General features: G+C 69.2%; 28 protein-coding genes and 4 pseudogenes. 18 read left to right on the forward strand and 14 right to left on the reverse strand.

Annotated features, from left to right (window positions below):
• Positions 1 to 147 precede the first annotated feature (147 nt).
• The 4 genes from ACZ53K_RS30045 (at position 148) to ACZ53K_RS30060 (ending at position 3,003) form a co-directional block, all read left to right on the forward strand.
• Positions 148 to 351 (forward strand): cold-shock protein, encoded by a 204-nt coding sequence (locus ACZ53K_RS30045; RefSeq protein ID WP_468842559.1) that lies wholly within the window; start codon positions 148 to 150, stop codon positions 349 to 351.
• 322 nt (positions 352 to 673) lie between these two features.
• A complete protein-coding gene (locus tag ACZ53K_RS30050) occupies positions 674 to 2,185 on the forward strand; it encodes a DEAD/DEAH box helicase (RefSeq protein WP_468842562.1) in 1,512 nt (503 codons plus the stop codon).
• Between the two features lie 46 nt (positions 2,186 to 2,231).
• Positions 2,232 to 2,636 (forward strand): CBS domain-containing protein, encoded by a 405-nt coding sequence (locus ACZ53K_RS30055; protein ID WP_468842564.1) that lies wholly within the window; start codon positions 2,232 to 2,234, stop codon positions 2,634 to 2,636.
• Positions 2,637 to 2,691: 55 nt separating this feature from the next.
• Positions 2,692 to 3,003 (forward strand): SCO5918 family protein, encoded by a 312-nt coding sequence (locus ACZ53K_RS30060; RefSeq protein WP_468842567.1) that lies wholly within the window; start codon positions 2,692 to 2,694, stop codon positions 3,001 to 3,003.
• A 103-nt stretch (positions 3,004 to 3,106) separates the two neighbouring features.
• On the opposite strand, the gene ACZ53K_RS30065 is transcribed toward ACZ53K_RS30060, so the two are convergent.
• Entirely contained in the window at positions 3,107 to 3,466 is a 360-nt protein-coding gene (locus tag ACZ53K_RS30065; protein WP_468842569.1) for a hypothetical protein, read from the reverse strand.
• A gap of 11 nt (positions 3,467 to 3,477) precedes the next feature.
• Positions 3,478 to 4,080 (reverse strand): transposase, encoded by a 603-nt coding sequence (locus tag ACZ53K_RS30070; RefSeq protein ID WP_468842572.1) that lies wholly within the window; start codon positions 4,078 to 4,080, stop codon positions 3,478 to 3,480.
• A gap of 680 nt (positions 4,081 to 4,760) precedes the next feature.
• Here ACZ53K_RS30070 and ACZ53K_RS30075 point away from each other — a divergent pair.
• A complete protein-coding gene (locus ACZ53K_RS30075; RefSeq protein WP_468842575.1) occupies positions 4,761 to 5,246 on the forward strand; it encodes a transposase in 486 nt (161 codons plus the stop codon).
• Positions 5,247 to 5,257: 11 nt separating this feature from the next.
• Here the strand turns inward: ACZ53K_RS30075 and ACZ53K_RS30080 are convergent, their stop codons facing one another.
• Positions 5,258 to 5,887 (reverse strand): TetR/AcrR family transcriptional regulator, encoded by a 630-nt coding sequence (locus ACZ53K_RS30080; protein ID WP_468842578.1) that lies wholly within the window; start codon positions 5,885 to 5,887, stop codon positions 5,258 to 5,260.
• Between the two features lie 90 nt (positions 5,888 to 5,977).
• On the opposite strand from ACZ53K_RS30080, the gene ACZ53K_RS30085 reads away from it, so the two are divergent.
• The gene (locus ACZ53K_RS30085) at positions 5,978 to 6,391 is read left to right on the forward strand and encodes a DUF4345 domain-containing protein (RefSeq protein ID WP_468842580.1); all 414 of its coding nucleotides are present in this window, start codon (positions 5,978 to 5,980) and stop codon (positions 6,389 to 6,391) included.
• A gap of 283 nt (positions 6,392 to 6,674) precedes the next feature.
• Here the strand turns inward: ACZ53K_RS30085 and ACZ53K_RS30090 are convergent, their stop codons facing one another.
• Positions 6,675 to 6,872 carry a hypothetical protein gene (locus ACZ53K_RS30090; protein WP_468842583.1) on the reverse strand — a complete coding sequence of 66 codons (198 nt, stop codon included), beginning with the start codon at positions 6,870 to 6,872 and terminating at the stop codon, positions 6,675 to 6,677.
• A 355-nt stretch (positions 6,873 to 7,227) separates the two neighbouring features.
• Positions 7,228 to 8,193, reverse strand: a complete 966-nt coding sequence (locus tag ACZ53K_RS30095; protein WP_468842586.1) for a helix-turn-helix transcriptional regulator — start codon at positions 8,191 to 8,193, stop codon at positions 7,228 to 7,230.
• Positions 8,194 to 8,270: 77 nt separating this feature from the next.
• On the opposite strand from ACZ53K_RS30095, the gene ACZ53K_RS30100 reads away from it, so the two are divergent.
• The 3 genes from ACZ53K_RS30100 to ACZ53K_RS30110 all read left to right on the forward strand — a co-directional run bounded on the left by ACZ53K_RS30100 (position 8,271) and on the right by ACZ53K_RS30110 (position 10,508).
• A complete protein-coding gene (locus ACZ53K_RS30100) occupies positions 8,271 to 9,650 on the forward strand; it encodes an FAD-binding oxidoreductase (RefSeq protein ID WP_468842589.1) in 1,380 nt (459 codons plus the stop codon).
• Between the two features lie 22 nt (positions 9,651 to 9,672).
• Positions 9,673 to 10,095 carry a hypothetical protein gene (locus ACZ53K_RS30105; protein WP_468842592.1) on the forward strand — a complete coding sequence of 141 codons (423 nt, stop codon included), beginning with the start codon at positions 9,673 to 9,675 and terminating at the stop codon, positions 10,093 to 10,095.
• A gap of 62 nt (positions 10,096 to 10,157) precedes the next feature.
• Positions 10,158 to 10,508: an antibiotic biosynthesis monooxygenase family protein gene (locus ACZ53K_RS30110; RefSeq protein WP_468842594.1), complete on the forward strand. Its 351-nt coding sequence runs from the start codon at positions 10,158 to 10,160 to the stop codon at positions 10,506 to 10,508.
• A 510-nt stretch (positions 10,509 to 11,018) separates the two neighbouring features.
• On the opposite strand, the pseudogene ACZ53K_RS30115 reads toward ACZ53K_RS30110, so the two are convergent.
• Positions 11,019 to 11,426 (reverse strand): annotated as a pseudogene (locus ACZ53K_RS30115) (SDR family NAD(P)-dependent oxidoreductase); the annotation flags it as partial.
• A gap of 189 nt (positions 11,427 to 11,615) precedes the next feature.
• On the opposite strand from ACZ53K_RS30115, the pseudogene ACZ53K_RS30120 reads away from it, so the two are divergent.
• Positions 11,616 to 12,523 (forward strand): annotated as a pseudogene (locus ACZ53K_RS30120) (helix-turn-helix transcriptional regulator).
• A gap of 53 nt (positions 12,524 to 12,576) precedes the next feature.
• Here the strand turns inward: ACZ53K_RS30120 and ACZ53K_RS30125 are convergent.
• The 5 genes and pseudogenes from ACZ53K_RS30125 to ACZ53K_RS30145 all read right to left on the reverse strand — a co-directional run.
• Positions 12,577 to 12,884 (reverse strand): annotated as a pseudogene (locus tag ACZ53K_RS30125) (Tn3 family transposase); the annotation flags it as partial.
• Between the two features lie 31 nt (positions 12,885 to 12,915).
• Positions 12,916 to 14,103 carry an oxygenase MpaB family protein gene (locus tag ACZ53K_RS30130; RefSeq protein WP_468842597.1) on the reverse strand — a complete coding sequence of 396 codons (1,188 nt, stop codon included), beginning with the start codon at positions 14,101 to 14,103 and terminating at the stop codon, positions 12,916 to 12,918.
• A gap of 22 nt (positions 14,104 to 14,125) precedes the next feature.
• Positions 14,126 to 15,202 carry a polyprenyl synthetase family protein gene (locus tag ACZ53K_RS30135; RefSeq protein WP_468842600.1) on the reverse strand — a complete coding sequence of 359 codons (1,077 nt, stop codon included), beginning with the start codon at positions 15,200 to 15,202 and terminating at the stop codon, positions 14,126 to 14,128.
• A complete protein-coding gene (locus tag ACZ53K_RS30140; protein ID WP_468842602.1) occupies positions 15,195 to 15,509 on the reverse strand; it encodes a hypothetical protein in 315 nt (104 codons plus the stop codon). Before ACZ53K_RS30140 ends, ACZ53K_RS30135 begins: the two co-directional genes overlap by 8 nt.
• 926 nt (positions 15,510 to 16,435) lie before the next feature.
• Complete coding sequence (locus ACZ53K_RS30145; protein ID WP_468842605.1) at positions 16,436 to 17,596, reverse strand: magnesium and cobalt transport protein CorA; 1,161 nt, start codon at positions 17,594 to 17,596, stop codon at positions 16,436 to 16,438.
• 220 nt (positions 17,597 to 17,816) lie between these two features.
• On the opposite strand from ACZ53K_RS30145, the gene ACZ53K_RS30150 reads away from it, so the two are divergent.
• From ACZ53K_RS30150 to ACZ53K_RS30175, 6 genes and pseudogenes are all read left to right on the forward strand, one after another.
• Positions 17,817 to 18,206 carry a cell division protein SepF gene (locus ACZ53K_RS30150; protein WP_468842608.1) on the forward strand — a complete coding sequence of 130 codons (390 nt, stop codon included), beginning with the start codon at positions 17,817 to 17,819 and terminating at the stop codon, positions 18,204 to 18,206.
• A gap of 54 nt (positions 18,207 to 18,260) precedes the next feature.
• Positions 18,261 to 18,902, forward strand: a pseudogene (locus ACZ53K_RS30155) (AAA family ATPase); the annotation flags it as partial.
• A 519-nt stretch (positions 18,903 to 19,421) separates the two neighbouring features.
• Positions 19,422 to 19,976: a hypothetical protein gene (locus ACZ53K_RS30160; RefSeq protein WP_468842753.1), complete on the forward strand. Its 555-nt coding sequence runs from the start codon at positions 19,422 to 19,424 to the stop codon at positions 19,974 to 19,976.
• Entirely contained in the window at positions 19,973 to 20,326 is a 354-nt protein-coding gene (locus ACZ53K_RS30165; RefSeq protein WP_468842611.1) for a nucleotide pyrophosphohydrolase, read from the forward strand. The genes ACZ53K_RS30160 and ACZ53K_RS30165 overlap by 4 nt, the downstream gene beginning before the upstream one ends.
• 132 nt (positions 20,327 to 20,458) lie before the next feature.
• Positions 20,459 to 20,914 (forward strand): DUF6099 family protein, encoded by a 456-nt coding sequence (locus tag ACZ53K_RS30170; protein WP_468842614.1) that lies wholly within the window; start codon positions 20,459 to 20,461, stop codon positions 20,912 to 20,914.
• 775 nt (positions 20,915 to 21,689) lie between these two features.
• Positions 21,690 to 22,097 (forward strand): DUF6193 family natural product biosynthesis protein, encoded by a 408-nt coding sequence (locus ACZ53K_RS30175; protein WP_468842617.1) that lies wholly within the window; start codon positions 21,690 to 21,692, stop codon positions 22,095 to 22,097.
• A gap of 203 nt (positions 22,098 to 22,300) precedes the next feature.
• Here ACZ53K_RS30175 and ACZ53K_RS30180 read toward each other — a convergent pair whose 3' ends face one another.
• The gene (locus tag ACZ53K_RS30180; protein ID WP_468842619.1) at positions 22,301 to 22,741 is read right to left on the reverse strand and encodes an Ig-like domain-containing protein; all 441 of its coding nucleotides are present in this window, start codon (positions 22,739 to 22,741) and stop codon (positions 22,301 to 22,303) included.
• A 544-nt stretch (positions 22,742 to 23,285) separates the two neighbouring features.
• Entirely contained in the window at positions 23,286 to 23,735 is a 450-nt protein-coding gene (locus ACZ53K_RS30185; RefSeq protein WP_468842622.1) for a MarR family winged helix-turn-helix transcriptional regulator, read from the reverse strand.
• Positions 23,736 to 23,872: 137 nt separating this feature from the next.
• Between ACZ53K_RS30185 and ACZ53K_RS30190 the strand changes: the two genes are divergently transcribed.
• Together ACZ53K_RS30190 and ACZ53K_RS30195 are read left to right on the forward strand one after the other, a co-directional pair.
• Positions 23,873 to 24,430, forward strand: a complete 558-nt coding sequence (locus tag ACZ53K_RS30190) for a quercetin 2,3-dioxygenase (RefSeq protein WP_468842625.1) — start codon at positions 23,873 to 23,875, stop codon at positions 24,428 to 24,430.
• Between the two features lie 119 nt (positions 24,431 to 24,549).
• A complete protein-coding gene (locus ACZ53K_RS30195; RefSeq protein ID WP_468842628.1) occupies positions 24,550 to 25,791 on the forward strand; it encodes a PP2C family protein-serine/threonine phosphatase in 1,242 nt (413 codons plus the stop codon).
• 72 nt (positions 25,792 to 25,863) lie between these two features.
• Here ACZ53K_RS30195 and ACZ53K_RS30200 read toward each other — a convergent pair whose 3' ends face one another.
• Positions 25,864 to 26,787 carry an LLM class F420-dependent oxidoreductase gene (locus ACZ53K_RS30200; RefSeq protein WP_468842631.1) on the reverse strand — a complete coding sequence of 308 codons (924 nt, stop codon included), beginning with the start codon at positions 26,785 to 26,787 and terminating at the stop codon, positions 25,864 to 25,866.
• Positions 26,788 to 26,905 lie beyond the last annotated feature (118 nt).

Below are 26,905 nucleotides of genomic sequence, written 5' to 3' on the forward strand. Positions count from 1 at the left end.
TTCCCTAAATTTCAAGCTCCTTCGCCAGGGTTTCCTGGTCATCGGAAGCTTTTGTATTTGCCGGTCAGTTTCCGGAGGGCATCATCGCGGCGACCCGGTACCTGCGCATTGCGGGTCCCGGCCGTACCGCCCCTAAGGAGATATGACATGGCATCAGGCACCGTGAAGTGGTTCAACGCAGCCAAGGGCTTCGGCTTCATCGAGCAGGACGGTGGCGGCGCCGACGTGTTCGCCCACTTCTCGAACATCGCCGCCCAGGGCTTCCGTGAGCTGCTCGAAGGTCAGGAGGTCACCTTCGACCTCGCGCAGGGCCAGAAGGGCCCGACGGCTGAAAACATCGTTCTCGCCTGACGCTGACGCGTAGTTTCCAGCTGGGGCCCGCATCCTCGGGGTACGGGTCCCGGCTGCGGGCATTTCCCACAGTGGTGTCACCTGTGGGGCCCCCATCCCTGCACTCTTTCCCAGGGGGGCGCGCCTTGCCCGGGTTGCACCGGCGACGTCCGGAATTTTGCCTTCGCGTGACGTCGCCCAGTTCGTGGCCTGCGTTCCGCGCCGGATCCACTGGGATCCGTATTTCTTTTCCTTATTCCTTTCGGCCCGTTCTCGTGATTCCCTGCGCTGCCTTTCCGTTGCGGGAATTTCTTGGTACGTGCCGTATCAAGAAAGGTTCTCCATGAACCCCGCACGTACGAATGGCCGCGCCTCCCGTCCCCGCCGTACCGACGGCCCCGCTATGGGCTCCGGCACCGGTGCGAGGCGGGGCGGCGGATTCGCCGCATCCGCATCGAGCCGTTCAGGGGGGCCGCGCCGCTCGGGCGGCCAGGGCCGGCGGCCCGGGGCGGTCCAAGGCGAGTTCGCCCTGCCGCGGACGATCACTCCCGCCCTGCCCGCGGTCGAGGCGTTCGCCGATCTCGACATGCCCGCCCAACTGCTGGCCGCGCTGACCGCGCAAGGCCTGAGCGTCCCGTTCCCGATCCAGGGCGCGACCCTGCCCAACACCCTCGCGGGCCGCGACGTCCTGGGACGCGGGCGCACCGGCTCCGGCAAAACCCTCGCCTTCGGCCTGGCCCTGCTGGCCCGCACCGCCGGGCAGCGTGCCGAGCCGCGCCAGCCGCTGGCCCTGATCCTCGTGCCGACGCGTGAGCTGGCCCAGCAGGTGACCGACGCGCTCACCCCCTACGCGCGCTCGGTGAAGCTGCGCCTGGCCACCGTCGTCGGCGGGATGTCGATCGGCAGGCAGGCCAGTGCGCTGCGCGGTGGCGCGGAGGTCGTCGTCGCGACGCCGGGCCGGCTCAAGGACCTCATCGACCGCGGTGACTGCCGGCTGAACCAGGTCGCGATCACCGTCCTGGACGAGGCCGACCAGATGGCCGACATGGGCTTCATGCCCCAGGTCACCGCGCTCCTGGACCAGGTCCGCCCCGAGGGCCAGCGGATGCTGTTCTCCGCCACCCTCGACCGCAACGTCGACCGCCTGGTGCGCCGCTATCTCACCGACCCGGTCGTCCACTCCGTCGACCCGTCGGCAGGCGCGGTCACCACGATGGAACATCACGTGCTGTACGTCCACGGCGCCGACAAGCACCGGACGACCACCGAGATCGCGGCGCGCGAGGGCAGGGTGATCATGTTCCTGGACACCAAGCACGCCGTCGACCGGCTGACACAAGACCTGCTGAACAGCGGGGTGCGGGCCGCCGCCCTGCACGGCGGGAAGTCGCAGCCGCAGCGCACCCGCACGCTGACCCAGTTCAAGACCGGACACGTCACCGTGCTCGTGGCGACGAACGTCGCAGCCCGCGGCATCCACGTCGACGACCTCGACCTCGTCGTCAACGTCGACCCGCCGACCGACCACAAGGACTACCTGCACCGTGGCGGCCGTACCGCGCGGGCCGGGGAGTCCGGAAGCGTCGTCACCCTGGTCACCCCCAACCAGCGCCGTGACATGACCCGTCTCATGACGGCTGCCGGCATCATGCCCCAGACCACCCAGGTCCGCTCCGGCGAAGAGGCCCTCAGCCGGATCACCGGCGCCCAGACCCCCTCCGGCATCCCCGAGACGATCACCGCGCCCGTGGCCGAGCGGCGTAAGCGCAGCGCGTCTTCACGCGGCCGACGCAGCCCTGCTTCGGCTGCCCGGCGGGCGACCGCGCGGCAGACCTCCGTCGACGCGGCGGCCTGACACCTCCGTGATCAGGAAACTGACCCACCACTGCAGGAGACACCTTTTGACGCTGATCCAGATGCCGCCCCGCCCGGCGAAGGCCACGCACACGCACAGGACGGCGGCCGACGCCATGGACGCCGGCGGACCGCAGGTCTGCGACGACATGACCATCGAGGTCGCCCTGTCCGTCATGGCAAGCGCCCGCACCGGGCATCTCGTCGTCTGCGACAACGATGGCCGGTGCACCGGACTACTCACCCGGGCCGAGCTCACCGCGGTCCGCGACAGCTCCGCGTACACGGATCGAGTCCAGGTGCGCGACGTCCTCGGCCGCTGCGGCCCGTTCACCTCTCCTGTGACCACCGTGGCCGAAGCCGAGCATGCGATGCGCCACGGCAGGCTCGATGCCCTGGCTGTGGTCGACGAACACGGCAGCGCCCTGGGTGTCCTGGCCCTTGCCCGCTGAACCGCCTCAACCGCGGCAGCACCGTCCTCCGTCGTTCTTCTCCCTGTGAGGCATCATGCGCTGTGTCATCGCCCGCTTCCCGTTCGACCTCACCAAGATCGGCGTCCTGGAGTCGATGAAGGGCATCCAGCCGGAGCAGGCTTCCGGTGAATGCGTGATCATCGGCCGCCGCACCTACCCCGTCAAGCAGGTCGGCCAGGTCGTCACCCGCCAGGACCGCCGCGATTTCAGCGCAAGCGAGGTCGTCCGGGCCATGGCCCAGCTCGGCTTCACTTGCCGCAGCCTTCCCCCGACCGCCGCACCCGCGCGCGATCTCCCCCCGTTGCAGCGGGCTTCCGCGCTGCTCGGCACCCCCGCGGCCGCCTGAGCGACGGGCAGGCACGAGCCGCCGGCACAGCAGCGGTGAGGAGTCGGCCGGAATGCGCCGGCCGGCCCCTCACCGCGTGCCGGCAATCCTGCTCGACAGTGGGTCAGTGGTCGGAGTAGCTGAAGTCGCCCATGCTCCAGGCGTTGACGTCCTCGATCGCCACGCGGTACATCCCGCCCGTCTCCGGGATCCCCACCGTGCCCTGAAGAATCCGCGCCACATGGAAATGCAGATGCGTGGGCGGCCCCTCCTTGCGCGGCTCAGCGGTGAACACGGCGGAGAAGTCGCTCAGACGGGCCGAGCCCGCCAGAACCTCCGACACCCGCTGCCTCCAGACGGCTTCGGGAGCCAGTCGGCCCGTGATGACAGCGCCACCGGCGATCACGGTCAGAGACATCTGATTGCTGTGCCCAGACTCCACCAGGGTGGCAACCTCAATAAGCAGTTCGTCAGGTTTCGACATGAGAGCTGATTCTAATCACCGGCCGTCCGGTCGGCTTCAGCAGTGACTCCACTGGAGAAATGCAAGCTCAAGCTGCGCAGACGACGCCGCGGTCCCCTGCGTTCCTTCTTCGCCCGGCCGGCCTCCGCACACACGCGGCCTTGGGGAAGAAGAGACGCCTTCTCGGCGTCGGTGATATCCGAACCGAAGTGGGGGTGTCGGGCCTGAAGCGTGTTCCACACGACGAGAAGCGGCATGACCGAGGTCGTGCCGCGCCTTCTGGGGGCGAGGCAGACGTGCGGAATCCCGTCGAGGCGCACATGGAGCGTGACGGCGAGCGGGGGCCGCGGCGGTCGGCGATCAGGCGTGCTTGGCGCCGGAGCGGCGCGGTCGACGGGCGAGGGACCGATGGATCCCGCCTTTGAGGGCCCGGACGGGACGTCTCGCCAGGCGACACCGGTCCGCAACACAAACAGAACGTCGGCGAATCCCGTTCGGTCTGGAACACCCAGCCGCCCAGGACAGCGGCGGCGCCGTGGGGGAGAAGGCGGCAGTAACGGATCCACCCGCTCCCACAGGTCGCCAGGAACAAGGTCCGCACGCACTTCGGACACCCTGCTGATCGGGGTCGTCACGCACAAGACCCGCAGCCCGACTCGTTCTGAAACGATCAGTTGGTGACGCAGGGCGCTCGTCGCCGGACCGGAGGCGCTGAAGCGAGTGGCGGTCCATGGCCATCTCGGTCAGAGGCCGATCGAGCCCATTCTCCCCACCGGGACTCCGCTCTCCCCAGTTTCTCCCCGGCTGAAGTCGTTCCCGCCCTGAGGGAGGAGCACGCAGCGACTACTCATACTGGATTCCTCTTTCACCGGGTATATGACCTGGTGGCGGGGTGGATTGGCTGCTCGGGGGCGGGGTGCTGGACGGTGGTGTTACGGGCACGGCCGAGCCGTGGCGAGAACGAGGAACAGTTCGTGCATCGACTGGCGCGAGCGCGCAAGGCGCCTCGTGATCTGGTGGTACGGGCACGGATGGTAGAGCTGAGCTGGTCCGGACAGCGAGTGCCTGCCATCGCGGACGAGGTCGGACCACCGAAGTGGACCCTCGACGCGCTGGCCGCTGGAGTGATGCGGCTGGGCATTCAGATCAGTCGCAGCCAGGTCCGCCGGCCTGCTGGCCGAGGGGGTGCGCTGGCGCCGCACCCGGTCCTGAACCCGCTCGAAGGACCCAGGCTTCGAGGGAAAAGGACGAGGTCGAGCTCTACACCTGCCCGCCCGAGGGCGCGACGGTCGTCTACGCCGACGAGCCCGGACCGGTGAACCCACGCACGTTCCCGTCGGCGCCGGGCTGGTCGCCGGACGGGCACCGCATCAAATCCGAGGTCGACTACGGTCGCAGGCCGGAGAAGACCTGGGTCTACGGCGCCCTGAGGGGCGGGGACGAACATGCGATCACCATGACCGCCTCCTCCCGCAACAGCGCCTTCTACCAGCAGTTTCTTCAGAAGGCCGAGTCAGTCAATCCAGCCGGGGGCAGCTACGTCGTCACCGGCAACCTGCCCTCACACAACAGCCTGTCCACCCGCACCTGGCTTGAGGACCACCCCCGAATCCGGCACGTCTTCATCCCCGTCGGCGCCTGCTGGCTCAACCTTCAGGAAGGATGGTGGCGCATCTTCCGTAAGGCTGCCCTTGCCGGCCAGTCCTTCGCCGGACCACCCGAGATCGACCAGGCCACCCGCCTGGCAACAGCCCAGCTCAACGCACGGGCCCTACGCCGCCAATGTGTGTGCTTTATTTGAGGAATCCAGCCCTAGGAGCCCGGGCCGGGCCCGTGTCGCCGACAGTCGGGGCCCGGGTCCTCGGCGAGCAGCGGCCGGAGGGCGCCGAGAATTGCGCCGATGCAGACGTCGCGCAACTGGGTGCGGGTGCACATCTCGTGATTGAGCCAGTCGACGCAGAGGACCTGGACGAAGACCAGCCAGCTCTTCAGGACGCCGGACACGGCCTCGCGGGCGCTCTCGTCCGCGAGTGGGAGTACACCCAGCAGCCGCGCACGAAGCGCGTCCAGCTCGTTCGTCATGATCGTCTGGATCGCTGGATCGCCCGCGAGGACCCGGTTCGCGGCGAGCACGGCGTTGCGGTTCGCCACGAAGTAGTCGAGATGGACATCCATACCCTGGATGAGCTGTTCCACCAGGGAGTCGGCGGGGTCGAGCCGCGTCTGTGCGAGCAGTCGGTCAGCCGCCTGCTGGTAGACGGCTGCGAACAGGGCGTGCTTGCTGGGGAAGTGCCGGTAGAGCAAGGCCCGGGAGACACCGGCCTCTTCGGCGACTTTCTCCATCAGCACGTCGCCATAAGGGTGGGCGCCGAAGAGCCGTGCGCCGACGGCGAGGAGCTGCGCGCGGCGGTCGGCGGGGGTGAGTCGCTGGCGGGGAGGCACGGGTGAAGTCTAGTTGACATGTGTCTACTGGTGCGCAACATTGTAGTAGACGTATGTCAACTAGGCTTCGCCAAGCAGCTCGGAGGGGTTATGGCCAGGGCTCTGCGCGTACTCACACAGCTCATGGGCTGGGCCTGCGTGGCGATTGGCCTGTTCCACGTGGCACTCGGCAACGCGGCGATTCCCGAGGCCGGTTCCGCCGGCACGACGATCGACAGCTGGGGCCGGTTCATGGGGGCCAGCTTTGCCGGCTACGGACTGGCCTGGCTCTGGGCCGCACGGCAGCGTCCGATCCCGGCTCGGGTGGTGCGGTGGCTGGCCAGCGTTTTCCTGCTGGGCGGCGTGGGCCGGCTGCTCTCGCTCGCCGTGCACGGTTGGCCGCAGTGGTTCCAGATCGCGCTGGCGGTGATCGAACTCAGCCTGCCGCTGGCCTTCTTCTGGTTGGCCGACGCAGAGGAGCGAGCCCTGCGGGGCGGCGTAGAGGCCGCATCTGTCCGGCGGTGAACGTGCCGAACTCGTCCAGGTGGAAGCGATTGCCCCGAGTGTCCCGGCCGCTTGCTGACATCGGCCACCACCGACTCGCCGTTCGCGTGGCACTGAAGCACGGTGTGGAGCATGCCTTTGGTGATGGCGGGGGCCGGTCGCTGTGCTTGCCCTTGCGGGCCGGCCGCGTCGAGCCCTTTGAGGGGCGACTCTCGGATTTTCGCCCGCTCGTCTCCGCCACCGCCGCGAAGAACACGAATAGGGGACGGCCGGACACGGTGGGAGCGTACATTCCGGGCAGGGGTCAGCGGACATCTTCCGTGGGTGGTGAGGCGGCCGTGAGCGCGGTAAACGCGGTGGCGTCGCGGCCGAGTCGCTTCATCTCGTACACGGTGAAGATGGCCTGGCGGCGCGAAGTGAGGGTGTCGGTCTGGCGGGTCGGCGCGAGTGCGGCCTCGAACTGCGGACGGACGCGCACGCGAGTGCCGGTCTTCTCGGACACACCTTGTCGCGCGGGATGCCGTGCTCGGCGAGGACGTCCAGCTGGGACTGGAGTTCTCGGTCTGGCGTCGAGCAGCGCGCGTATCCGATGTGCGGATGTCGGAGGCCCGGATGCCGGGACGGGAGGGGCGGGACCACCGCGCCCTGCGACGAATCACCGGCGGCTTGAACTCGACTCACCGAGGGGCAAGCAAGGGAAAGTTGCCGGTGATGTCCTGGGCCTGATCCGGCTCCGCCTGCTCAGGTCGGGCTGAGATGTGGCTCAGCACGCCGTCCGCCTCCTAGTGGTCACCGGGGCGCCGGAAGAGCCGGGCTCGCCGTGGCGGCTTGCAGGGCACACACCCCGAAGCCGTGGTTCAACTGGCGCCGTACGATTGCGCCAACTCGGCGATGGCGCGGGTCATCTCCGCCCGGGCCTCGGGGGGACCGACGACCTGGACGTCGGTGCCGAACTGCAGCAGGTGGCAGACCGCCTCCACGACGGGGTAGACGACTTCCACCCGCAACCACTTGTCGGTGCCGGCCTCGGGGACAGGTGGCCCAGTGAAGTAGCCGCCAGCGATGCGGGTCACCATGTCCAGCCGCTTACGGCGCAGCCGGATGACGATCCCCAGGCCGCCGCTGCGGTCTTCCACCTCGCGGCGCAGGCCGTGCCAGACCTGGGTCAACTCCACGCCGGGCCGGCGGCGCGTTGCGGTCTCGACGACATGGACGTGCGAGAGCCGGTCGGTCCGGAAGAGCCGAGGCTTGCCGCTACGGTCGGCGACCAGGTACCAGATGCCGGCCTTGGCCACCAGCCCGTACGGATCGACGGTGTAAGTGTGCTGCGCGGACTGGTCACTGTGGCGGTAGCGAACGCGCAGCCGACGGTCGCTGAGGACCGCGGCGTACAGAGCCTCCAGGTCATGTTCGGGGCGGGGTACGGCACGCCAGCGGTCCGGTTCGACCAGGATGCGGCGGCTGGTCAACTCGGCCGCCGGGCGGTGCGGTGCGGGCAACGCGGCCATCACCTTGCGCAGCGCTGAGCCGAGGGCCTGGTCGAGGCCGAGCGCCGAGTGCGCGCTCTGCGACGCCAGCACGAACAGCGCACGCGCCTCGTCGATGGTCAGGCCCGTGACGTCGGTGCGGAACCCGTCCAGGAGGCCGATGCCGCCGTCCTTGCCACGTTCGGTGTACACCGGGACGCCGGCCGCCGACAGCGCTTCGACGTCGCGGTAGATGGTGCGCTGCGACACCTCCAGACGCTCGGCGAGTTCCTTGGCCGGGACCAGGCCACGGTGCTGGAGCAGCAACACGATCGAGAACAGGCGGTCGAATTTCACCCGAGCAGAATATGACGGCGGATGTCATATAGGCCTACCAAGATCGCTCCCAATGACGCCGACGAAGGAGCAGGACGATGGAGCGTAGTGACATCGCTTCCCTGGCCGCCCGCATCGAAGGACCGGTGCTGTTGCCTGGTGAGGAGGGTTTCGACGAGGATCGGACGGGGTTCAACCTTGCCGTGCGGCACTGCCCGGAGGTGATCGTCGGTGCCGCGCGGGCCGAGGACGTGACGGCAGCCGTCGCATTCGCCGCGGCACACGGCCTGCCGGTTGGGGTACAGAACACCGGGCACGGGTTCTCGGTGGCCGCCGAGGGCGGATTGCTGATCACCACCCGTCGGATGACCGCTGTTCGCGTCACCCCGGAGACCCGCAGCGCCTACGTCGCAGCCGGCGCTCGCTTCGAGCAGGTCATCCCCGAGGCGGCGCGGCACGGCCTGGCGCCGCTCAACGGATCCGCCCCGCATGCGGGCGTGGTCGCCTACACCCTGGGTGGAGGACTCTCGCTGCTCGGGCGCAGCCACGGCTGGGCGGCCGACCGGGTATCGGCCATGGACGTGGTGGCCGCCGACGGGCAGTTGCGCCACGTCACTCCGGACTCCGAGCCGGAGTTGTACTGGGCGCTGCTGGGCGGGCGTGACAATTTCGGGATCGTCACCGCGATGGAGTTCGGCCTGGTCCCGGTGGCCCGGCTGTACGGCGGCGGGCTCTTCTTCGATATCGAGCAGGCCCCCGGGGTCCTGGAGGCGTACCGGCAGTGGACCGCCACGGTGCCCGATGAGATGAACTCATCGGCGGCGCTGATTCCCTTCCCGGACGACCCACAGGTGCCGGAGCCGATGCGCGGACGCCACGTCTGTCACGTGCGGATCGCCTTCACCGGTTCACCCGAGGCCGGCGAGCGGATGGTTGAACCGCTCCGCCAGGCCGGTCCCCGGCTGCTGGAGAGCCTGCGCGACATGCCCTACGAGCAGAGCGCCGACATCCACGACGATCCCCCGGTCCCGATGCCGTGGGCCGCCGACGACGCCTTCCTGACGGACTTGGACGGCGACACCATACGTACGATCCTCAAGCACACCGGCCCCGGCGCGGCACTGCCGGCCATCGTGGAGCTGCGCCACCTGGGCGGTGCGCTGGCCCGCCGGCCCGCGCACCCGAACGCCGTCGGCCATCGCGACGCGCACTTCATGCTGGCGGTCATCACCCCCCTGACGGGAGACTCCGCCGCGGATGCGCACGCGTTCCTGGGGCGCGTGTTCAAGGATCTGGAGCCCTGGACCACCGGCCGGTTCCTCAACTTCATGGGCCATGGTGACGCCGCCGGTCATCAACGCACCCGCACCGCCTACACCGCGGACGATTACAGGCGGCTGACCTCACTGAAGGCTGACCACGACCCCGGGAATGCCTTCCGCCTCAACTACAACATTCCGCCCCGCACCACCCCGTGACGTCGACTGCTCGGAGTCCTCGATGACACCGCCATCCGCAGACGTCGCCCCGCCGGATGCCCACCCGCCGACGCATACTCTGCTGCGTCGCATCCTCGCCCTGGACGCGGCCGGAATGATCGCGTTCGGGCTGCTCTACCTCTTCGCCTCCGGTCCTCTCGCCCGGCTACTGGGGGTCGGCGACAAGCTGCTGCTGACCTCCGGTGGCCTGATGCTGACAATCGGAGGGGGCGTTGCTCTACTGGCCGGCCGTGCTCATCCGCCCACCCCTTCGGTGTGGCTCGTCATCACGGTCGGGGCCCTGTGGGTGGTGGCGAGTGCCGCCTCCCTCGCCCTCGACTGGTGGGGCCCCAACGCCGTCGGCACGGTGTGGACGGTCCTGCAGGCCGTCCCCGTCTCGGCGTTCGCCATCCTGCAACTCACCGCCCTGCGCGACAGGATCTGACCCACCCGCTACCCCTCCCGTCGAAAGCTGGCCGGGTGGCACCAATCCATTCAGGAGTTCCTATGACCACAGACAGCCCTCCGGCGAACGCTCCCGGTTCGTCCGTCACGTTCATCAACATCTTCGAAATAGCCGCCGAGCATGTCGATGCGTTCGTCGCACAGTGGGAGCAACGCGCCGCGCTGATGAGCGCCAAGTCCGGCTTTCTCGACTCGACGCTGCACCGGTCCCGTTCGTCGGAGGCCCGGTTCCAGCTCGTCAACGTGTCCCACTGGGAAAGCCTGGACGCATACCAGGCGGCTGGCGCCGATCCCGAGTTCCAGCAGCGCACGCGAGCCGCGCGGGAGGACCCCCGGACACCGGTCACGGCTAGCCCGGGGCTGTATGACGTCGTCGTCGATTCTCCGCCGTAGCAGCAGAGCCCAGGCAGTCACGCTGACCGCCCCGCCGGGGTCGGCCACCGTCTCGGACGAGGCCGGCCGGGGGCCAGCCTCCGGGCTTCGACAGCGACGCCTACGAACAGCGCTACACCGTTGAGTGATGCACCAACCGCCTCAAGCAGTCACCTCCCGGTGGTGGCTTCGGGGTCCCTTCCTGACCTACGCGGGCCTACGCATGAGGGGACTGCCGCGGGCTTCACCGGGCGGCGGGGAGGCAGGGTCAGGTGCCCCGGCAGCGGCCTGGCCCGGGCCCGTGAAGACCAGGAAGGCGAGGACAGGCAGATCGGCCGGATGCCGGTAGGTGCCGTTCAGGTTCAGATGTACCGGTTGCGCCGCCCGGTGCGCCTGCGGCGCAGGTAGCCGGCCTGTTCCAGGTCGGCCACGACGGTCTGGGCGGTGCGCTCGGTGACGACAGCCACAGGATCGTCTTCTCTAACCCGCACTCGGCTGCGATCCGGCCGGGCTGCCTCACCGGACGTCCAGCAGCACCTTCCCTTGGGCGCGGCGCTGGTCGAGTTGGACCAGGTGCGGGGTGAAGGCGTCGATCACCCGGATGGTGCCCACCAGGTTGGTGTCGATCGTCGTCTCTGCCGCCTCGAAGTGCGCGGGGTCGCGCAGGTCCTTCAGGAGCATGACGCCAGGCATCGTCACCACGGTGTCCAGCTCGGGGTACCGGGCGAGCACCGCGTCACGGGCAGATGCGACGGAGGCACTGTCGGTGACATCGATCCGCACGGTGCCGAAGCCTTCTCCGGCGAGTTCCGAGAGCGCCTCCGGACTGCGGCCGCCAACGGCCACGGTGCTGCCCGCTGCGGCGAACCGGCGGGCCAGCTCCCGCCCGATACCCGAGGTCCCGCCGACGATGAGAACGGTGCGGTTGGAGAGATCCACGAGATCTTCCCTTCAGTCCAGGACACCGACGGCGTTCAGGCCCGCGGCGCATTCAGTGATGTTCCGTGTCCCTCGCAGAACACTGCCATTGCAGTCTTGACGGAATCCGCTGAGTGCGGCAGGGCCCTGGTTTTCCCTGGTCGTACCAGGGCCCCCTCTGAGTCACGCACACCGCATTACGGTGTCGGTATGAAGGATGAGGAATCCGGTAACCGGCTCGGCAGCTACCTGCGCGCCCGGCGCGAGCTGATCTCCCCGGCGCAGGCAGGAATCCCGCCCGGCGGCAACCGCCGCGTGCCCGGCCTGCGCCGTGAGAGGAAGTCGCCCTGCTCGGCGGAATCAGCCCCGACTACTACCTGAGGCTGGAACGCGGCCGCGACAAGAACCCCTCACCTCAGGTCCTCGAATCACTCGCGCATGTCCTACGCCTCGACGACGTCGAGCGGACGTATCTGCTCGGCCTCACGGCAGCGCGCCCCGGGGCTCCGCGCCGCAAGCGACCCGAGCACGTACCGGCACGGGTGCACCAGCTCCTCGCCCACCTTCAGATTCCCGCGTTCGTCGAAGGGCGTGCGTTCGACGTTCTGGCCTCCAACCCCATGGCCGTCGCGCTCTCCCCGCGCCTGCGGCCCGGCCAGAACCGGCTTCGTTCCCTCTTCCTCGATCCCGAGGAACAAGCCTTTCACCAGGACTGGGCCAAAGCCGCCGCCAGCTTCCTCGCCACTCTTCGCACCACCACCGGGGACGACACCGACAACCCCCGGTTTGTCGAACTCGTCGGAGAACTCGCACTGTCCAGTCAGCGGTTCCGCACCCTGTGGGCCCGACACGACATCCGCAACCTCGACGGAGGCACCACCACAGTCCCCCCCATCGTCGGTGAACTGCGGCTCCACCGCGACAAACTCCCCATCGACGACGTCATCCTCGTTGTCTACTACCTCGACAAGGACAGCGACAGCGACGAGAAGCTGCAACTTCTCGCCGCACTCTCACAGACCGAACCCACCGACACAGCACACAGCACACAGCAGGCCAGCAGACGCCCCGCACTCGAAGACACCCTGACGAACACCGGCCTCCCGGCAGTGCAGTAAGAACGGCCGTGCCACGATGCCCGCCATTCGCGGGCCGCCTCGGCGCCCGGTCATTAGCCGTCGGTGGCGTCCGGGGCGCGCAGGGGCCGCAGGCCGCCGGGCAGGTCGGGGAGCTGGAAGGAATAGCGGCCCAGCAGATGTGATGGCGGACGAACGGGGAGAGGCGGGCCACGTCCTCGTCGCGGACCTCGTCCCCGTCCTCGCGCAGCTGCGTGACGGCGACGTCCATGTACCTCGTGCTGAACAGCACGAGCGCATTCAGGACCAAGCCCAGCGCGCCGATCTGGTCCTCCATGCCGTCCTGGTAACGCCGGCAGAGCTGTCCCGCCTTGCCGTGGCAGATCTTCCGGGCGAGCGCGTGGCAACGGAACGCGCTCCCCGCGCACGCGTTGTCAGTCCGTGCCCGCTGCCGTCGGGGCGGGCGGTACCCAGCGCTGGTTACGGCGTTGCTGCGAGCGCACCCCGTAGTCGGTCTTGAGTTCTTCCGGAATGGCGTACTGCATGACCCGGCCGCGGGTGAGGGAGGTGAGTTCGAAGGCGGTGAGCAGGTCGCCTGCCTTGTCCAGTGCCCATTCCCCCAGCGGGCTGCTGTCCTCGATGGCCTCCAGCGCGCCGAGGACGACGGGTACGGCCTTGGCTGCCGTATCCCAGGGGCTGCGCGGGACCTGCAGCCAGTCGGCGATGGTCGGGCCCACCAGGAACCGGACCGTCGCTGCAACGATCGGGTCGAAGATGGTGCCGGGGACGACATCCTCGTACATCCGCATCAACTGGTTGTTCAGACGTACCCCGTCCTCGGACGGCCCCAGGTTGCGGGTGAGGTAGAGGTCGGCGTACGCGCGGGCCTCGGTGAGGTTCTGCGGGGCCGCCTCCATGTCGCAGCCCAGCATGGACCCGACGACGCGCCAGGCGTAGTAGTACGCCTCCGCGCCTTCCTCGCTCATGTGAATGCCGAGGCGGTGCATCGCGTCCAATACCAGGATCGAGAAGCAGATCTGTCCGCCGATCATGTCTTCCTGGCACAGCGGTGTGCCGTCACGCTCCGTATCCCAGCGGCCCGACGTGGTCAGGTGGCGGCGTACCGCGGCGTGCAGCAGGCGGACTTTCTGGGCGGCCGGGATGAACTTGCTGCCCTCTTCGAAGGCGTTGGTCTGCATCAGGTAGGTGACGAACTGCCCGGTGTTCGCCATCCGGCGCGAGGGGTAGTCCATGGAGTGCGTCGAGGCGAGCAGTTTGGCCACGCGGGGCACGGCGTAGGTGGCCGGCATGGCCGCGAAGGACAGACCCGTGTTGATGTGTGCGGCGTTGTCCATGAAGAACAGCCGCGCGCGCTCCATGATGTCCCAGTCCACCCACGTGGGCGGCATACCGGTCGCCTCCAGGTAGGAGGCGGCCGAGGGCGGAAGCCCCGGCGGCAGTTTGTTGCCTGCGGTGCTGAAGAAGCGCATGAGGGTGTTGAAGTCCCGCACCTCTCCGCGTTCGAACATGGCCGCGACAGTGGCGTCGGCGAGCGGATCGCCTTGGGCGCGCAGCTCATCCAGCGTCGTGTCGGTGTACCGCGCGGTGGTCTCAGTCGTCACGGGCTCCTCGTTTCTCGTGCTGTCACAGGGACCGGTCGGTTGCCGAGTTCGCCAGCGTGCCGAGCGCCGTGCGGGCCTCCGGCGGCAGCGCCACGGCTTCCAGCGCCGCGCGGGCCTGTGCGATCCGCTCCTGGATCATGTCCTCGATGCGCTGCCGGGCCCCGCTGCGTTCCATCAACTGCCGTACGTGCGCGGCATCAGCCTCGTCCAGCGCGGGTTTGCCCAGGACCTCCTGGAACTGCTGTCCCTGGCTGGCGGACAACAGTGAGACGGTCACCGCGAGCAGCGCGGTGGGCTTCTTGTCCCGCAGGTCGTCGAGGTTCGACTTGCCCGTCTCGGCGGGGTCACCGAAGACGCCCAGCAGGTCGTCGCGCAGCTGGAACGCCTCGCCCAGCGGCATCCCGTACCCGGTGAAGGCGTCGAGCACCCGGGGGGAGGCGCCGCCGAGCGTGGCGCCCATGTGCAGGGGTCGCTCCACGGTGTACTTGGCTGTCTTGTACCGGGCCACCTCCAGCGATTCGGCGACCTTGGGTACGACGCCGCCCGTCCGCAGGACCTCCAGGAATTCGCCCGCGACGGTCTCGCGCAGCAACGACGACCACAGGGGTACTGTCCGCGCCACGTACGCCCCGGGCAGGCCGCAGGTGGCGAAGACCTGCCCCGCGTATCCCATCAGCAGGTCACCGAGCATCATGGCCAGCGCGGCGGAACGGTCCTGGCGCAACCTGTGGGATGCTCCGGCCGCTGTGGCGTCCCAGGAACGGGAACCGCTTTCGGCGAAGGCGACATGGGCTGTCGGGACGCCGTGCCGCAGGCGGCTGTCGTCGATGATGTCGTCGTGGGTGCACGCGGCCGCGTGCACCAGTTCCATCGCGGCCGCGGCCTTGACCACGCCCTCGCAGTCCGGCTGGTCGGCGGCTCGCCAGCCCCAGTACAGGAACGCGGCACGCAGCCGCTTCCCACGGGTCAGCGACGCGCGCAACTGCCGGCACAACGGCATCAGGTCGCCCGACACGCGGAGCAGTTCGGCTTCCTCCTCGTCGACCAGCCGACGCAGGCAGGTATCGATTCTCCGCTTCAGATCCCCGGTGTCATGCATGCGGCAAGCCGCTTCGCTTCGCTGCCCGGCCGGCCATCAGCTCCAGGTAGTTCCCGGTCTCCGGGGTCACCCGCCGGGAGGCGAGCTCTCCGCGGGCGCGCAGTTCACCGACTCCGTCAGCGAGCAGTTCCCGCAGGTCGGAGCGGTGCAGCAGCCCTTGGCCCCGGTCGGCGGCCTGCCGCACATGGTCAAGTACGAGGTCGGCGACGCCGACTGCGAGCAGGAAGGCTTGCCCGAGTCCGGCCGCGGAGATCCGTCCGGTTGTTCCGGTGGGCGCGGTGTAGCTGTTGTGTCCCTGTTCAGACATGTCCGGTGCTCCTGTGCGGATGAAGTCCTGCGGGGAGCTTTCAGTGAACCGGGCGGCGCCGGGCGGGCACGGTCTTCAGGCGCCCCGTCCCCCTTGCGTGGCCATCGTTTCCTACGAATGAGTGACGATCAGCCCAACGTCGCTGCCATCGTTGGTCGGATCATCTATGGCGGTCGCGCGCCGGGCGCAACGCCTGCATCTCGGGGTAGGCGCCTCCAGGCTGTTCTGACGCTTCTTGCGACCGTCTCGACGACGGTGCCCACCCCGCCTGCACCGTGGGCCGGTCCGACGAGATGCTCGGCACAGGGGTTCCAGCGGGTCATCGGCGAAGTCCGCCCGTCACCTACCGGCTCTGATCGGCTGAGAGGCAACTTGTGGTCCGCAGCCTGCTCGAAGAATGGCGGGACGCACAGGGGCGTAGCCAGCAGCTGGCACCAGCAGCGCTGATGCGGATCACCAGCCGTCCCGCCCCTCGGGCGGGCGGCTTGCGTGCGGCCCGGAACCGCCGGCACCAGGGCCTCGGTCGGTCAGTCTGGGCACACGGACAGGTTCGGCCACCGCGCCTCCAGCGGTCGGGACGGACGTCACCGCACATCCAACCTCCGTGACCACCAACCCGGCGAACCTACGCGGTCACAGCACTGGGCAGCTTTGCCTCGGTGGTCTCCGACAAGGGTGGGTGCAGCATTCACTGCACCCACCCTTGTCCATGCTGTCCTTCCGGCTGGCCTGGTCATCACTCTTAGTAATGCAGGGCGCTCGTCGTCGAGCCGGATGCGCTGGGGCGAGTGGCGGTCCATGGCCATCTCGGCCAGAGACCGGTTGAGTTCATTCGCCCCAGATTCTCCCCAGCGGCTTGGAGGAGCTGCGCTGCACGCGATTTCGCAGCCTGCAGCCAGCAGCACGCTTGTGCTGACGCCGGTTGCTCAGAGCCAGTCCCGCCGCTTGAAGATGACGTACAAACCGGTACACACGACTGCCATCAGGGCGACGGCGAAAGGGTAACCGAACACCCAGTGCAACTCCGGCATGTGATCGAAGTTCATGCCGTAAATGGTGCCGACGAGGGTCGGGGCGAACAGAATGGCCGCCCACGAGGAGATTTTTTTGATTTCCTCGTTCTGCTCGAAGCCCGCTTCCGTGAGGGCGCGCATCTCGGCGTTCTGCTGCTGGTTCACCAGGGTGGCGTTGACGGTGAGGATGTCCTGGAGTGCCTGGCGGAAGCCGTCGACGCGTTCGGTGGTGTGGGTGGCGTGGTCGGCGACGTCACGGAGGTAGCGGCGGAGTTCCTCGTCGATCCCGTATTTCTCGAAGCCCGCGGTCAGGCTTTCCAGCATGCCGTTCAGGGGGCGGGTCGCACGCTGGAATTCCACCACCTCGCGGGAGAGTTCGTAGATACGGCGGGAAACGCGCGGATCGCCGCCGAAGACCTCGGTCTCGATCTCGTCGATGTCGTTCTGGACGCCCGCGACCACCGGAGCGTAATCGTCCACGACGGCGTCGAGGATCGCGTAGAGGACCGCCTCGGGTCCCCGCTTGAGGAGTTCCGGTGTGGCTTCCATACGCCGGCGCACGGCGGGCAGGTCGGGAGCGCCACCGTGCCGGACGGTGATGACGAAATCGGGGCCGACGAAGACGTGCAGCTCGCCGAAGTCGACCTCTTCGGGGTCATCGAGGTAGCGCGCGGCCCGCAGAACGACGAAGAGCGTCTCGCCGTAACGCTCCAGCTTCGGCCGTTGATGGGCCTCCAGCGCATCCTCCACGGCCAGGGGGTGAAGGTCGAATTCCGAGGCGAGGGTGACCAATTCGGAGGACGACGGCCGGTGCAGGCCGATCCAGGCCATGGAACCGGCCGTGGTGCGCAGGTGCCGGAAGGTGTCGGCGAGCGTTTCGTGGGTACTGAGGCGATGTCCGTCGCCGTAAAGAGTGGCATTGATGACACTGCCGACGGACGCGGTGCCGGGAGCCGGCGTGGGCGGCTCGTCCGCGGGGCCGGCGGGCGGGGCCGCGGACACCGGCCGCTTCTTCGCCGGTTTGCGGAGCCCGCGCAGGCCGCGCAGGCCGCGGCCGGGAGGATCAGCGCTCATGGAGGAACCGACCTACGTAGCAGTGGGAGTGAACAGGAACACGGGATCTCGACGCAGGATATATGCCTGGGGGTCGGCGCCGGTCAGTGGCCATGGTGCAGGATGGAGGAGCCAGATGACGCCATCCGTGTGTCGCACCCGAAGACGTATAAGCGGTTATCCCTACAATTACGCGATGCAGATACCGACGTTGTCCAGCCCCTCCGGGAGAGGTGATTCGGTGAACAGGCCCGACGCCACCGACGAACAGTGGGAAGGGCTCGCCGAGGTCGTTCCCCTTCGCAGCGGCAGTGAATGGCCCTCGTGGCCCGACCACCGTGCCCTGCCCGACGAGGAGCCGGGCGAGGAGATGCGGCGGTTCGTCGTCATCCGGGTCCAGACCTTCGCCGACGCGCGCGAGGTCGCCGAGTACCTGATGGCGCAGATCCCGGTCCTGCTCGACCTCAGCAGCGCCGACGCCGACGTGGCCAAGCGCATCCTGGACTTCTCCAGCGGCGTCGTCTTCGGGCTCGCCAGCGGGATGCACCGGGTCGACACCAACGTCTTCCTGCTGACGCCCGTCGGCACCGAGGTTGCCGAGCCGCCGGCCGGTCTCGTACCCCGATCGTAGGAAGGCGTTGCAGCCGTAACGGTTTTGCTTTCGCCGGTTGCCTAGCGTCTTCCCATGGACACAGAAAGTGTGCGCCCGGCGGTCACCGAATTACGTCTGTCCGCCTTCAAGTCGCACCGCGGCGCGACCTTCCCGCTTGGCCCGTTGACGCTGCTGACCGGTGCGAGCGGCAGCGGGAAGTCCAGCGTGCTGCAGGCGTACGAGATCCTCGCGCGGCTCGGCAGCGGCGCCCGGCTCGCGCGGGCCGTGGCGGCGGCGCCCGGAGGCGCGGTCGGCTGTGTGCCGGCCTGGGCGCGTCCCGACGGCCAGGGGAGACGGGGGTTCCGTATCGGCTGCACGGTCGATGGACCGGTCGGCCCGGTCCGGCTCGATGTCGCCGTACAGGCCGAGCCGGAGTTGCGCATCGTCGGCGAACGGTTGACGGGCGGCGGCGAGACCCTGCTGTCGACGGCCCTTACGGACCCGGCCCGGCGCGCGGTCCAGGCGGCCTGGTACACGGCCGGGTCGACACCTGTAACGCGCGCGCCGCTGCCCGACGACCGACTCGGTACGGCTCTGCTGCCGCTGCGCGTCGCGGGCAAGACGGCCGGGCAGCGGCTCGTACTCGCGGCGGCCGAGCAGGTGGTGGTGGCCCTCCGGTCGGTGTTCGCGTGCGATCCGAGACCGGAGGTGATGCGCGGGGCGGGACCTGGGGGCGGGTGCGGCTCAGGGGCAGGAGGCGGAGCAGGGGCGAGTACGGAGTCGGGCGGTTCGGCGGGGGGTAGGGGCGGAGCCAGGTGCAGTTCCGGGGGTGGGGCCGGGGGTGGTTCCGGTTCCGGTTCCGGTGGTCGGACGGGCGGTGGCCGTGGCGGCCGTGTCGGGCGTGAGGGGGTTGGTGGCGCCTCTGGTGGGCACGGGGCATCCGGTGTATCCGGTGTCTTCGGTGTGTCTGGCGATAGTTCTGGGGTCTCTGGTGGCAGCGGGGTCATTAGGTCTACTGGGACTGTTGGGTCTTCAGACGACGCGGGAAGCCCTGGACCTTCCGGAGCCTCTGGACCCTCCAAGCCTTCTGGAGTCGCCAGAACCCCCACACCCCCCGCATCCCCCGCGCCCCCCAGAACCCCTGGAACCTCTGGCGTTGGCGGTGTCACCGGGGCTGGTGGTGCTTCTCGTTCTGGTGCGCGCGCCGAGGCTGATGCCTCGGGAGAGTATCCGGTGGCGTCCGGTGGCGACGGTATGGGGGACGACGGGGGCACGTTCGGGGGGAGCTGGGGGTGGTCGGCCGGGGACGGGCGGCTGCGTCCCGCCTGTGACAATCTCCCTGCCGTACTGGGACGGACCAGCCGGGAGTGTGCGCGGCGGCACGCGGTGCTGGTCGAGGCGGTGCGCGCGGGCTGCGTCGGGCCGGTCGCGGGGCTGCGGGCCGAACCGGTGGAGCGAGGAGGGACGGTCGGCATACGGGCGCTGGTCGAGCGCGGCGAGCTGCCGGCGACACCGCTGGAACAGCTCGGGGACGGTGAGCTGCGTTACGTCGCGCTCGCGCTGGTGCTCCTGACGGGCCCTGAGGTGCTGGCGATGGACCCGGCGGGCGAGGTGCTCTCCGCACGCCAGGTGCTGGGGCTGATGGCGGACGGGATGGACCGAAGCCTCGACGACCGACAGGCGCGGGCGCTGCTGGAGCTTGCCGTGCGGATGGTCGGGCGCGGACACATCCGGCTGCTCGGGACGGTACGGGACGCGACGGCCGTCGAGGGGATGCCGGAGGTACGGGTGCTACATCTAGGGGTATGAGTGAAGACCTCCATGCATTGCAGAAGCGGCTCGCCGAGTTCGCGGCCGCCCGCGACTGGCAGCAGTACCACACCCCCAAGAACCTGGCCGCGGCGCTCAGCGTCGAAGCTTCCGAACTGGTCGAGATCTTCCAGTGGCTGACGCCGGAGGAGTCGGCAAAGGTCATGAGCGACGCGACGGCCGCGGGACGGGTCGAGGACGAGGTCGCCGACGTACTGGCGTACCTGCTGCAGTTCTGCGAGGCCCTGGGGATCGATGTGCTGCAGGCACTGGCCGCGAAGATCGAGCGCAACGAGACGCGATTTCCCGCGAAGGGGGCCGAACGAGCCAATCGTCACTCTATGGAGTGAAGGATCTTTCCACATCGTCTTGGTTGTCCACAGATTTGCGAATTCCTCTGGCCTTTTGGGCCTTTCAAGTTCACGCTGGGTAGTGGCAGGTAGATGCGGCGAAGCTGACGTGGTCTGAGGGAGGGGGCGCGGATGGACGCGGTGCGCATCATCGCGGCCAGTCGGCGCGGTCTGGCGCAGGCGCAGACGGTCCAGGAGATCGTCGTCGAGGCGTGGCAGGCGCAGGCGCTGGCCGAGGCGGTGGGCAGTCACCTCGCGATATCCGGGCCGCACGAAGTGCGGTCCCGGGCCCGGGGGTTGGGCGATGCGGGAGGGAGGACGAGCGCGGCACTGGTGATTCCGGCGCCGAGGCTCGGCGGGCCACGCGCAGCCCAGCTGTCCGAGGTCCGGGACACCCTGGCGGCGCTACGGGGGCTGTCGTGGCTGCTCGGGGAGGTGTGCGAGGCCCTGGTGGGCGTGGTCTGCGCCGCGGACGAGGAGGGGATGTACTGGACCTGTGTGGAGGCGATGGACGTGGCCGATGAGTCCCGCGACCGGGTCACCGGAATACTGAAGTACCTCGCGGTGCGGACCCGCGACACGGCCTGACGGGCGCACGCACCGGCGCGAGCGCCCCAGGGCCGCCAGAGCGCCCCGCGCGCGTCGGCCGGTCGACACGGGGCGGGGCGGGCGAGGCGCGCGGAGTAGGGAGGGCGAGGCGATCGGGACGGGGTCGGGCTGGCGCTTGGGACGTGATCGTGCTGGCGCTGGGGACGGTTCGAGGGGGACGGAGGTCTGGTGGCGGTTGAAGCTGGGTGGTGGCGGCGGCCGGGCTTCGGGGGTGCCCGAGTTCGGTGGCGGCCGGGCTTCGGTGATGGCTGAGTTCAGGGGTGGCTGAGTTCGGCGCCGCCCGAGTTTGGTGATGGCCGAGTTTGGTGATGGCCGAGTTCCGGGGTGGTTGAGTATGGCTACGCGCCCGAGTTTGTTGAGGCCGGGGTACGGGGGGCGAGTATGGCCACGCGCCCGAGTTTGGTGATGCCGGGGCTCGGGAGGCGAGTCAGGCGACGCCTGAGACTGGCGACGCTCGGGTTCGGCGAGGCTGAAGTTCGGTGGCGGCCGTGCGGGGCGGCCGTGCGGGGCGGTCGGGCTAGCGTTTGGTGCGGGTGCGGGTGCGGGTGCGGGTGCGGGTGCGGGTGCGGGTGCGGGTGCTTGGGTGTGGGGGTGTGGGGGTGTGGGGGTGTGGGGGTGTGGGGGTGTGGGGGTGTGGGGTGAGGAATGGGTTGGGTTTGGGCCCGTGGGGGGGCGGGGCTGTTGCGAGTGGCTGGGCGTGATTTGGGCAGCGGGTGATTTTGGTGACGGCGTCGTAGGAACGCACCATCGCGGTATGACCGACTCTGTCGAGGACGCCTGGCGCAAGATCTTGGCCACTGCTGGTGAACCTTCCCGGGCGGAGGGGGCACCGCTGCTGGAACTGTTTGCAGAGTTGGTGCGGGCGGCGCATGCCGAGCCGCTGCTTCGTCAGCTCCATCCCTGGACCGGTATGTGGGAGCTGCACTTCAGCAGATGCACGGAGATCCGCTACACCTGGGACGTCCCTTACATAGGCACGCTGGGAGGCGGCCGGTACTACGCCGGAGGGCCGAGTAGGAGCAGTCCGCGGATCGCCGAGACGGGCAGCGCGCAGGCCGCGGTAGCGATGGTTGTCGATCGACTGCCGCCGTACTGCGGGCCGGCTTTCATCGGCAGCGCAGAGGAGCTGGCCGCTTATGGAAAGGCGCGGGGCGGCGGGTAGCTGCCTGGGGGAGTTCGTGGTTGAGGGCGGGGGTGGGGTGTTGGGGCAGTGATCAGGGGCCGGCGGCCGGGGTGGGGATGGGTGGGGTCCGGGGCCGGCCCGCTGAGCTGGGGTGGCGAGGGGACGGAGTGGAGGTGGTGGAGTGGGACGGGGCGGGGTGGGGCGGGGTGGGGTGGGGTGGGGTTTGTGGGCGGGAGGGGTGCTCAGCGCATCTCTACGCCGACGGAATTGTGGGCGGAGACGGGGGCGTACCGGGGGTTGCCGTCGAAGGTGGCTTCGTAGCCGCTGGTGAGCAGTTTGACGGCGGATACGGGGAATGGCGGGAGGGATGAGTTTTTGCACTCGGCGTAGCCGTTGGTGTCGGTGATGGCCTCGCAGAAGACGGCTTTTTCGCCGGACACGGTGAACTGGACGGGCAGGCCCGGCACCGGCGTTCCGTCGGTTTCGGTGATCTTCGCCTTCAGGTCGGTGGCCTGGTGCGTCAGTACGTCGAACGAGCCGTACGCGGCTGTGGCGTTGAGGCGCCTGGGGGTTGGGGTGTCGTCGCGGTGGTCGAGCGCGGATGCCGCGGTGACGGTGAGGGCGCTGGCCAGCGTCAGCACCGTCGTGGAGATCGCGGCTCCACGGGTGGTGGGATAGGGCACGTCATACCTCTTTCAGTAAGTCCTAACTCCGACTTACTGATCAACGTGCTGCGGCTGGCAAGGGGTGCGGGGGCGGGAGTTGTTGAGCCGAAAGGGTGAGTGCGGGTGGGGTGGATGTGGGGGAAGGGGGTGGGTGTGCAAGTGGCGTGGATGGGGTGTGTTTAGTGGGAAAGAATAAGGTCAGCAAAGCGTACTGGTGCGGGAGTTGGGGAGCGGGAGAGCTGGAGCTGAGTTGAGGGGGCTGAGGGGTGGGCCCGGGAAATAGTTGTGGGTTGGTAGCGGGGGTGTGGTGGGGTGTGGAGTTGAGAATTTCTGCATTCTTCGTTGATGAGGGCCGAGGGCACCCGGCCTGATGTGCTGGGTCGCCCCTTGAGGGGCGGGGCTTCGGGTCGGTGTTTCTGGCCCGAGCACTCCCCACCCCGAGCACTCCGCCATCCTGAGCACTCCGCCACGAGGAATCTGCTGCCAAGTCCGTTCGGCGGCCTCATCTGCCGATCGGTATCGGCGGGAACAGTCCTGCGGCCGGGTGCGGTGAACGCTCCGCTCAGACGGTTGGCGTTGGGCCCCATGGGGTTTCGAGGGCGGTGCGGAGGGCGTTGACCGTGTGGTGGCCGATGCGTTCGGCGAGTTGGCGTTCCAGGTCTTGCAGGAGGCGTTCGGCCTGGTGATGGGCGCGTTCGCCTGCCGGGGTGCGGCGGATCAGCCGCTGCCGGGCCGAGGCGGGGTCGGGGGCCTGTGTCAGCAGTCCGGCCGCCACAAGGCCGTGTACGGCCTGGTGTGCGGTCTGCCGGGTCACGCCCATGCGCCGGGCCAGCGTGGCGACCGTGGTGCCTTCCGCGTCCAAAACCGCGAACAGCTGGACCTGGGTCGAGGTCACCGGAGGTCCGCCGGCCGCGTTCATGGCGGTCAGCAGGCCTTCCTCGAACCAGCGCCGGGCGTCGCCGAGCAGTTGGGGGAGATTGCGGTGGGGAGGTGGCTGGGCGGCAGAGGTCATGGGGTCCTCGCGGGGGAGAGGGGTGGGGGCGCTTCCGGGTGGAGGCGGCTTGCGTCTCGGGTGGGTGCGTGTCAGGGTACCTGACATGGAAAACGTCAGGAAGTCTGACGTTTCGCATGTCCGTCCCAGTAGGTTCCATGACTGCCGAGTTCGCCACGCGTTACCGCCGTACCTCACGTATCCCCGCGGAACCCGGCCGCCCGTACTTCATCGAGAAAGGCGAGGGGGACCGTGCCCACCTGTTCGGCGACCTGGTCACCATCTACGCCGACGGCGAGCAGACCGGCAACGCGTTCAACTTCTTCACCGTCGAGGGGCCCAAGGGCGACCTCATCCCGGCCCATCTGCACACCGACACCTACGAGGTCTTCTACGTCACCCAGGGCGCCGTCCGGCTGTTCGTCGAGGACACCGAGGGGCGGCAGCAGGAGAAGCTGCTGACCCCCGGGGACTTCGGTTTCGTGCCCATGAACTGTCCGCATGCCTATCGGATGGAGCGGCACCACAGTCAGGTCGTCGGCGTGGCCGCGGGGCCGGGCGGCACGTTCGAGCGGTTCTTCGAGAACCTCGGCGTCCCCACCGAGCAGCTCGGTCTGCCGCGCGAGCCCGTCGTCCCGGAGGGCGGCACGTTCGAGACGGTTCCCGAGCGGTACGACGTGCGGTTCCTGCCGGGGCACGAGTGGCGTACGCGGTGAGGCGTCGGAGGTGGTCGGAGGCGCCCGAGACCCGAGTGGGGGAATGACGGAACGATGGCGGGCCGCCCGCACGGCGGGGGTGCGGACGCGGTGCGAGACTGCGGTAGGAGGTGATCGCGATGGCCGGCGAAGCCTTTGCGGACGCCTATCCGGGTGCCGAGGGCTACGGGATGCTCGAAGCGCTGCTGGAGCACGTCCAGCGCGCGGCCCCCACGGACATGCCGGACCTGGTGAACCGGCACGCCGCCGCCCTCGGCCTGCGGCACGTCGGCCTCTACCTCGTGGACATCCAGCAGCGGCAGCTGTGCCCGCTGGGTGTGGGGCAGCGCTCGCTCTCCGTGGACTCCTCCCTCGCCGGGTGGACCTACCGCACCCTGGCCATGCGGGTGGAGGACGTGGAGGACCCGGAGGGCGGCATCCGGGTCTGGCTGCCGCTGGTCGACGGGGTGGAGCGGCTGGGCGTACTGGAGGTGCGCACCGATCTGCTGGACGGTGAGCGGATGCGCCGCTGCCGTGCGCTGGCCGCACTGCTGGCACCCATCATCACCTCGAAGCGGGCCTACAGCGACACGTTTGTACGCCAGGCGCGTACGCAGCCGATGCAGCTGCCCGCGGAAATGGTGCGGGCCTTCCTGCCGCCGCGCACGATCGGCAACGAGCAGGCGGTGTCCACGGCGGTGCTGGAGCCCGCGTACGAGCTGGGGGGCGACGCGTTCGACCACTCGATGACGCAGGAGACGCTGCACGCCGCCATCATCGACTCGATGGGGCACGATCTGGCCGCAGGCCTGGCCACCTCCGTGGCCCTGGCGGGTTGCCGCAGTGGGCGCCGGGCCGGCGCGGACCTGCGGGAGACGGTGGACACCGTCGACCAGGCGCTCTGCCAGTGGCTGCCCGACCGGTTCGCCACCGGCGTCTTCCTGCAGCTGGACCTGGCCGACGGCCGGCTGCGCTGGGTCAACGCCGGCCACCCGCCGCCGCTGCTCATTCGCCGGCACGCCGTCCTCGACCGGGCGCTGGAGCGGCCCGGCCAGCTGCCGCTGGGTCTGCCCGCCGCGCTGAGCGCGGAACCGCGTACCGTCCACGTCGCGGATCTGGAGCCGGGTGACCGGGTGCTGCTCTACACGGACGGCGTGACAGAGGCGCGGGACTCCAGCGGCGCGCTGTTCGGGCTGGACCGGTTCACGGACACGATCATCCGGGCCACGGCGGGTGGCGAGCTGGCCTTCGAGACCTTGCGCCGCCTGATCCACTTCATCGTCGACGACCAGGGCAACGAGCTGCGGGACGATGCGACCCTGCTGCTCGTGGAGTGGTGCCCGGGGCCGTGGGGGCCGGGCGGGGAGGTGCTGTCCGTGTGAGGGGCCGCGGTGGGCGGCCCTGCGTCAGGGCCGCCGCGAACCGTGGTCAGGGCCGGGAAAGGGCGTCCGGTCTCACGCCACCTGGGGCATGACCTCCGACGCGATCAGTTCCAGCTGGTCGAGGTCGGTCAGGTCGAGCATCTGGAGGTAGACGCGCTGGGAGCCGACGGCCCCGAAGCGGCCCAGGCGCTCGGCGACCTCGGCGGGGGAGCCGGCCAGGCCGTTGGCCTTCAGCTCGTCGACCTGGCGGCCGATGGCGTCCGCGCGGCGCTTGACCTCCGCGTCGTTCCGGCCGACGCAGGCGACCAGGGCGTTGGAGTACACCAGGCCGTCGGCGTCGCGGCCGCGGTGCTCGGCCGCCGCCCGTACCCGTTTGAACTGCTGCTCGGTGTCGTCCAACGAGGCGAAGGGGATGTTGAATTCGTCCGCGTACTCGGCGGCCAGCGCGGGGGTGCGCTTGGCGCCGTGCCCGCCGATGAGGACCGGTACCTTCGACTGGGCCGGCTTGGGCAGCGCGGGCGAGTCCGTCAGCTGGTAGAACTTCCCGTCGAAGCCGAAGCGTTCGCCGGTGGGCGTCTTCCACAGTCCGGTGATGATCGCCAGCTGTTCCTCCAGCCGGCCGAACTTCTCCTTCGGGAAGGGGATGCCGTACGCCTTGTGCTCGTCCTCGTACCAGCCGGAGCCCAGGCCGAAGTCGATCCGGCCGCCCGACATCTGGTCGACCTGGGCGACCTGGATGGCCAGCACGCCGGGAAGGCGGAAGGTGCCGGCGGTCATCAGGGTGCCGAGGCGGATGCTGGTGGTCTCCCGGGCCAGGCCGGCCAGGGTGATCCAGGCGTCCGTCGGGCCGGGCAGCCCGTCGGTGCTGCCCATGTGCAGGTAATGGTCGGAACGGAAGAAAGCGCCGTAGTTCAAGTCCTCGGCGGCCCGCGCGACGCGGAGAAGGGTGTCGTAGGTGGCCCCCTGCTGGGGCTCGGTGAAGATCCGGAGTTCCATGCCGCCCATCTTGCCTTGCGGGTGGCGGCAGCCGGGAACAGGCACGGCAGCGCACGGGGGCACGGGGGTACAGGGCACGGGCGGGGCCGGGGGCGGCGATGCGGCAGGCGGGACCGTT

It is taken from the genome of Streptomyces sp. NPDC033221 (assembly GCF_055577005.1).

Coding starts and splice junctions, on each gene's coding strand:
- ACZ53K_RS30140 (WP_468842602.1), bottom strand. CDS start 15,509: ATGTCTGAACAGGGACACAACAGCTACACCGCGCCCACCGGAACAACC.
- ACZ53K_RS30105 (WP_468842592.1), top strand. CDS start 9,673: ATGACACCGCCATCCGCAGACGTCGCCCCGCCGGATGCCCACCCGCCG.
- ACZ53K_RS30045 (WP_468842559.1), top strand. CDS start 148: ATGGCATCAGGCACCGTGAAGTGGTTCAACGCAGCCAAGGGCTTCGGC.
- ACZ53K_RS30100 (WP_468842589.1), top strand. CDS start 8,271: ATGGAGCGTAGTGACATCGCTTCCCTGGCCGCCCGCATCGAAGGACCG.
- ACZ53K_RS30185 (WP_468842622.1), bottom strand. CDS start 23,735: ATGACCTCTGCCGCCCAGCCACCTCCCCACCGCAATCTCCCCCAACTG.
- ACZ53K_RS30160 (WP_468842753.1), top strand. CDS start 19,422: ATGGGGGACGACGGGGGCACGTTCGGGGGGAGCTGGGGGTGGTCGGCC.
- ACZ53K_RS30060 (WP_468842567.1), top strand. CDS start 2,692: ATGCGCTGTGTCATCGCCCGCTTCCCGTTCGACCTCACCAAGATCGGC.
- ACZ53K_RS30190 (WP_468842625.1), top strand. CDS start 23,873: ATGACTGCCGAGTTCGCCACGCGTTACCGCCGTACCTCACGTATCCCC.
- ACZ53K_RS30175 (WP_468842617.1), top strand. CDS start 21,690: ATGACCGACTCTGTCGAGGACGCCTGGCGCAAGATCTTGGCCACTGCT.
- ACZ53K_RS30085 (WP_468842580.1), top strand. CDS start 5,978: ATGGCCAGGGCTCTGCGCGTACTCACACAGCTCATGGGCTGGGCCTGC.
- ACZ53K_RS30195 (WP_468842628.1), top strand. CDS start 24,550: ATGGCCGGCGAAGCCTTTGCGGACGCCTATCCGGGTGCCGAGGGCTAC.
- ACZ53K_RS30065 (WP_468842569.1), bottom strand. CDS start 3,466: ATGTCGAAACCTGACGAACTGCTTATTGAGGTTGCCACCCTGGTGGAG.
- ACZ53K_RS30050 (WP_468842562.1), top strand. CDS start 674: ATGAACCCCGCACGTACGAATGGCCGCGCCTCCCGTCCCCGCCGTACC.
- ACZ53K_RS30110 (WP_468842594.1), top strand. CDS start 10,158: ATGACCACAGACAGCCCTCCGGCGAACGCTCCCGGTTCGTCCGTCACG.
- ACZ53K_RS30200 (WP_468842631.1), bottom strand. CDS start 26,787: ATGGAACTCCGGATCTTCACCGAGCCCCAGCAGGGGGCCACCTACGAC.
- ACZ53K_RS30165 (WP_468842611.1), top strand. CDS start 19,973: ATGAGTGAAGACCTCCATGCATTGCAGAAGCGGCTCGCCGAGTTCGCG.
- ACZ53K_RS30135 (WP_468842600.1), bottom strand. CDS start 15,202: ATGCATGACACCGGGGATCTGAAGCGGAGAATCGATACCTGCCTGCGT.
- ACZ53K_RS30145 (WP_468842605.1), bottom strand. CDS start 17,596: ATGAGCGCTGATCCTCCCGGCCGCGGCCTGCGCGGCCTGCGCGGGCTC.
- ACZ53K_RS30170 (WP_468842614.1), top strand. CDS start 20,459: ATGGACGCGGTGCGCATCATCGCGGCCAGTCGGCGCGGTCTGGCGCAG.